At 50.9% G+C, this 4,635-nt stretch carries 5 protein-coding genes; all 5 read right to left on the minus strand.

Annotated features, from left to right (window positions below; genetic code table 11):
• The coding region (locus E3J62_00025) for a hypothetical protein (protein ID TET47904.1) at positions 1-806 on the minus strand (806 nt) is incomplete at its 3' end.
• Entirely contained in the window at positions 731-2,017 is a 1,287-nt protein-coding gene (locus E3J62_00030) for a hypothetical protein (protein ID TET47905.1), read from the minus strand. The genes E3J62_00030 and E3J62_00025, both read right to left, overlap by 76 nt.
• A gap of 344 nt (positions 2,018-2,361) precedes the next feature.
• Positions 2,362-3,381 carry a dTDP-glucose 4,6-dehydratase gene (gene rfbB / locus E3J62_00035; protein TET47906.1) on the minus strand — a complete coding sequence of 340 codons (1,020 nt, stop codon included), beginning with the start codon at positions 3,379-3,381 and terminating at the stop codon, positions 2,362-2,364.
• Positions 3,382-3,391: 10 nt separating this feature from the next.
• Complete coding sequence (locus tag E3J62_00040; protein TET47907.1) at positions 3,392-3,838, minus strand: dTDP-4-dehydrorhamnose 3,5-epimerase; 447 nt, start codon at positions 3,836-3,838, stop codon at positions 3,392-3,394.
• A 95-nt stretch (positions 3,839-3,933) separates the two neighbouring features.
• The coding region (locus tag E3J62_00045; protein TET47908.1) for an iron-containing alcohol dehydrogenase at positions 3,934-4,635 on the minus strand (702 nt) is incomplete at its 5' end.

Here is a 4,635-nt window from a genome sequence, read left to right on the forward strand (position 1 = left end):
TATTCTCTGAGAACTCCAAGCTGAACTTCCCTGGCTATAATCTCGGCTTTGAGATTCCCTGCCGCCACAATTGCTGCCTTGACTTCCTCATCTAAGGACACTGTCTTATGTTCTTGCTGGAACACCTTGAGCGACTCCTCGGCTGCGCTCAGGTCTTCCTTCACCTGCTCCAACCTGTCTTCAATGAACATACGGTTTCTCTTTCCCCTGGTCATGTTCACTTCCGTGTTAAATCTATCCAGTTCGTCTATGTATGAGTTGGCAATCTTTGCGGCAAGAACGGCAGTTTTCGCATCCACGTAAACGATGATGAGCCCTTCAGGGGAGACTTCAGGGGATGTTGCCCCCTTCAAAGAGATAACGGCCTCCTCCAGAGTCTCAGCTCCGTATTCATCCATGAGGTTACACTTCTGTATAACCCTTTCCATCACCCTTCTTGATTTGAGGATTTTGACAAAGACATCCGAGGCAGTTGCCATTCCTGGGAGCCCAGCCATCGAAGCGACGGCACCAAGGCCACCGCCAAGTAGGGAACCAATTCCCAGGATCTCAGGTTGTTCAACCGGGGGAAGAAGCGTGGCCGAGGCTGTGTATTTTTTTGGAAGGACAAGGCTTATGACAACAGTCAAGATGGTGATCACGGCGGTGTTGAAGACGATAAGCCTCCTCCACTTCACAATCACCTTGAAATAGTCCCTTATGTTCACTTCTCTTTCCATCTCTTTATAACCTATCTTGCGATGGTGAGCCAGGCGATAACCACAGAGGTAACTGCGGTCCCAATTGTTAAATAGTCCTGCCACCATCTGAGAGTGACCTCTGGCACGATAACCGCATCTCCTCGCCTTATCTCAGGGTTTCCGTTGGCGGATATTATGTCGCCGTTAGGACGCCTCACCTTGACCCTGCCCATGGAGGCCCTGTCAGTAGGACCACCGGCAAGACCTATGTAGCTCAATGCTCCCAGCTCAGGCTGATACAGGATGGCTCCAGGAGCGTTCACAGCGCCCTCAACATAAACAACATCCTCAACAGAGGGTATAACCAATATGTCTCCATCCTCCATCAGTACGTCAGCCAGAGTATCGCCCTCCACTAGCACCTTTTCCAGGTCCACTCCTATCTTGATTGCCTTGCTCTCTGCTCCCGTGCGGCGTTTAACATAGGAATTTCTAAGATCAGCCCAGGGGGCGACTCCTCCAGCTTTTCTCACTATTTCAGTTGCTTTGTCCCCTGCTTCGAGCTCATATATCCCCTCGCTTGTCCTTGTCTGTTCGGCTGTCAAGGCACTGATTCTCAAGCTGTAAACGCCAGAGCCATAGACGGCTCCACGGACTGTCACCCTCTTCTTCATGGCCGGCACCATGATGATGTCGCCATCCATGACGAAGGGATTGGCAGAAGCGTCTCCTGTGAGCTCAAAGCTGTACAGATTGATGATAGAATGGACGTCACCTCCCCGGAGCAGTTCAATACTGGCTCTTGATGCAGTTCCTTGGAGTTCCGCCCTCTTCAGAACTTCAGACGCACGAGTGACCGGCGTCGCACCAACGACACCGGGCTTGAACACATCCCCTACAACAAAAACCTTGCAGCGTCTGAAACGCGCCAGCCCCAACGACACCTGCACATCCTTGAAATACTTGGATGCAACTTCATTGGCCTTCTTTTCCGCATTGGCAAGGGTCATGCCGCTCACCTGTATCCGATCAATCGTCTTGTAGACAGGGATCCGAAGATTTGAGGCTTCACCAATTGTGACTCTTGAGACCGGCGTCTTCAGATAGAGTCTGCCTTGAAGAGTGACGCTCCCCCAGTACATATCGGTTATGGATCCCGTTAGAGAAATGAAGAGCCCATCTCCCGGGCCTAGGACATAGGTCTCTGGATCCACAGGTGACTCAAGAGCAGTTTCAGCCTCACCCGCGGGTACACCCAGATCTCCAGATTCCTGAGCAAGAACGAAGCCTGGAACCAAGACCAACGCACATACACACAGAAGTCTGAGACCACACATGTCGTTTCTCCTATTGAAGACCGCTTTCAAAAAAACCGGCACCCTGGGGGCCCGGCATAAAAATCCGGGTGAGTGTGTACCCCAGCTCGCCAAAGGCTACGCGTCGCCGCTCGGGCTATTTGAGCAGACGAAAAGAACATGGGCTAAACTCTAATGCCCCAATGTTCGGCCTACCTTTAACGAACCTCGATAAACACCACCCTTCCAGTAAAACCTACAACCAAATTGTACTTGTTTACCTAAATCTTGTCAAGAGATTTCTTGGGTCCGAGCCCGCAACCTAACAGATTGAGGCACAGAATCTTACACCGCTAATTCTCGACACAAAACCCATGGTGTGGAATCTACAGCCTCGAATACCAATCCCTGTAGAAATCCTGATACTCTCTTCGCCCTTCTCTAATCTTCTTCCACCAGTCCCCGTTTGCCTTGAACCAGTCCACGGTTTTCCCCATCCCTTCTTCGAGCCCTGTCCCGGCTTCCCATGACAGAAGATCCCTGGCCTTATCAGTAGCTGATATGAGCCTTTCCACATGGCCTGGCCTATCACCCACATGCTTTATGAGTGACTTCGGTTTGCCGACCGCTTCCAGGATAATTCGCGTAATCGTCAGTACATCGTAGTCCTTCCCGGTCCCAAGATTTATCACTTCACCCTTAATTCTCTCCACATCCATATTCATTACCCTATCCAGAGCTTCGCAACAGTCCTCTACGTACAGCCAGTCTCTGGTGTTCTTTCCCGCGCCGTACACAGGAAGTTCTTTATCCTCGAGCGCGTTTGTAATAAACAAGGGCATCAGCTTCTCTGGAAACTGGTTCGGGCCGTAGTTGTTAAAGGGCCTTATTATACATGTCGGCACACCATAGGTTATGAAATAAGCATACGCAAGCCTGTCTGCCCCACACTTCGCCGCTGCATACGGGCTCTTGGGTTTCAATGGATGCTCTTCTGTCATCGGAATCTGCTCCGCGGTTCCGTAGACCTCGCTCGTAGATATGTGGACAAACCTTTCAATGGGATGTTTTCTCGCCGCTTCCAGAAGAACCTGGCTTCCCTTAACATCAGTACTAATGAATGGATCAGAATTGTCTATGGACCTGTCTATGTGCGTCTCAGCAGCAAAATGGATCACCTTATCAACCCTCTGCATCGTCTTCTCCACAAGTTCCCTGTCTCTCACATCTCCATGGATGAACTCGAAATTGTCGCTCTCGAGAATCTCTTTGGTGAAGTTCTCCATGTTGCCGCAATAGGTCAAAGCATCCAGAACGACAACTCTTGCCTCTGGGTGCTTCCTCATGCAGAGTTTCACAAAGTTCGACCCTATGAATCCTGCCCCTCCGGTCACCAGAATGGTCATACTGATATCCTCACTTCTTCCAATCAAAGGCGATGTCGTTATCAAAAGGATCCAACCTGTACTCATCAGGATTCTCGTGGTTGTATGGCTCGGTAGGAACATTCATCACCATCGTCTCCTGATCGCCAATACCCTTGAATCCGTGATAGACCCCGGCAGGTATGTGCACCAGCACTGGGTTTTCCTCATCAGCAAAAAGCTCCATAACCTCTCCATACGTTTTCGACCCCTCCCTGGCATCATAGAGGCCAAGTCTCACCTTTCCCCTTACAAGAGCGATGTTGTCATCCTGAATCTTGTGGTGGTGCCACGCTTTCACAACCCCGGGTTTGACAGTAGTCACATATGCCTGGCCGAACTTACTGTAGAAAGGATCGTCCTTCCTGATAACTTCCATGAGCTTGCCCCGCTCATCCTTAATGAACTTCAGCTTCTTGACGTGGACACCGTCAATCATTCCAAACCTCCATCTGTAGAGCTAAAATGCTAGCAGGCACTGAGGCTTATGTCAATTCAAACGCCCATCATCTCGAAAAAAACCAGACCCGCTCTCTATATTACCCCTGTCGCTTCAGCTGCCTCTCTGGCAATCTTCTCATCTATTCCCACGTGCTCGAGGATAGTATATCGATCCGGCCTGGTTCTTGGCGCCTCCACCAGCGCCCTGACTGCAGTTTCTGAACTTATTCCCAGGCCCGAGGCATTCACGGGAAGCCCCACAAGATCAAACACTCTCTTGTACAGTTGCCAGTCTTCACCACGGAGGTAAGAGCAGAGAATGGTTCCCACTGCCACCTGTTCTCCGTGGAGCGCGGAGGTTCCGATCACATCAAGAGCATGGCTGAACTCATGCTCCCCACCGCTGCAGGGTCTGCTGGTTCCCGCAATCTCCATGGCAATGCCACCTAAGATCAGGCCGTTCAGAACGTCTCTCAAGAACAGTTTGTCTTCTACATTCTTGCTTTCACTCTTAACAACAGAAAGAGCGGCAGTGTTCGATAGAAGATAGGCAAAGTCCTCCATCTCTTCTTTCCCACATTCACAGGCCAGACGCCAGTCGGATAGGGCTGAGAGGTTGGAAACCAGATCACCCACACCAGCTCGTCTCGTGCGCACAGGAGATGCGGCTATCACCTCCAGATCTGCAATCAGACCATGAGGCATTCGCGCCACGAGGCTTTGCGATTTACCCGCGCCATCCTTCAGTACAGCGATTGGAGAGCAAATGCCATCATGGGACATGAGCGTAGGCAC

The sequence above is a fragment of the candidate division TA06 bacterium genome, from assembly GCA_004376575.1.
Taxonomy (GTDB): domain Bacteria; phylum Hydrothermota; class DG-26; order E44-bin18; family E44-bin18; genus E44-bin18.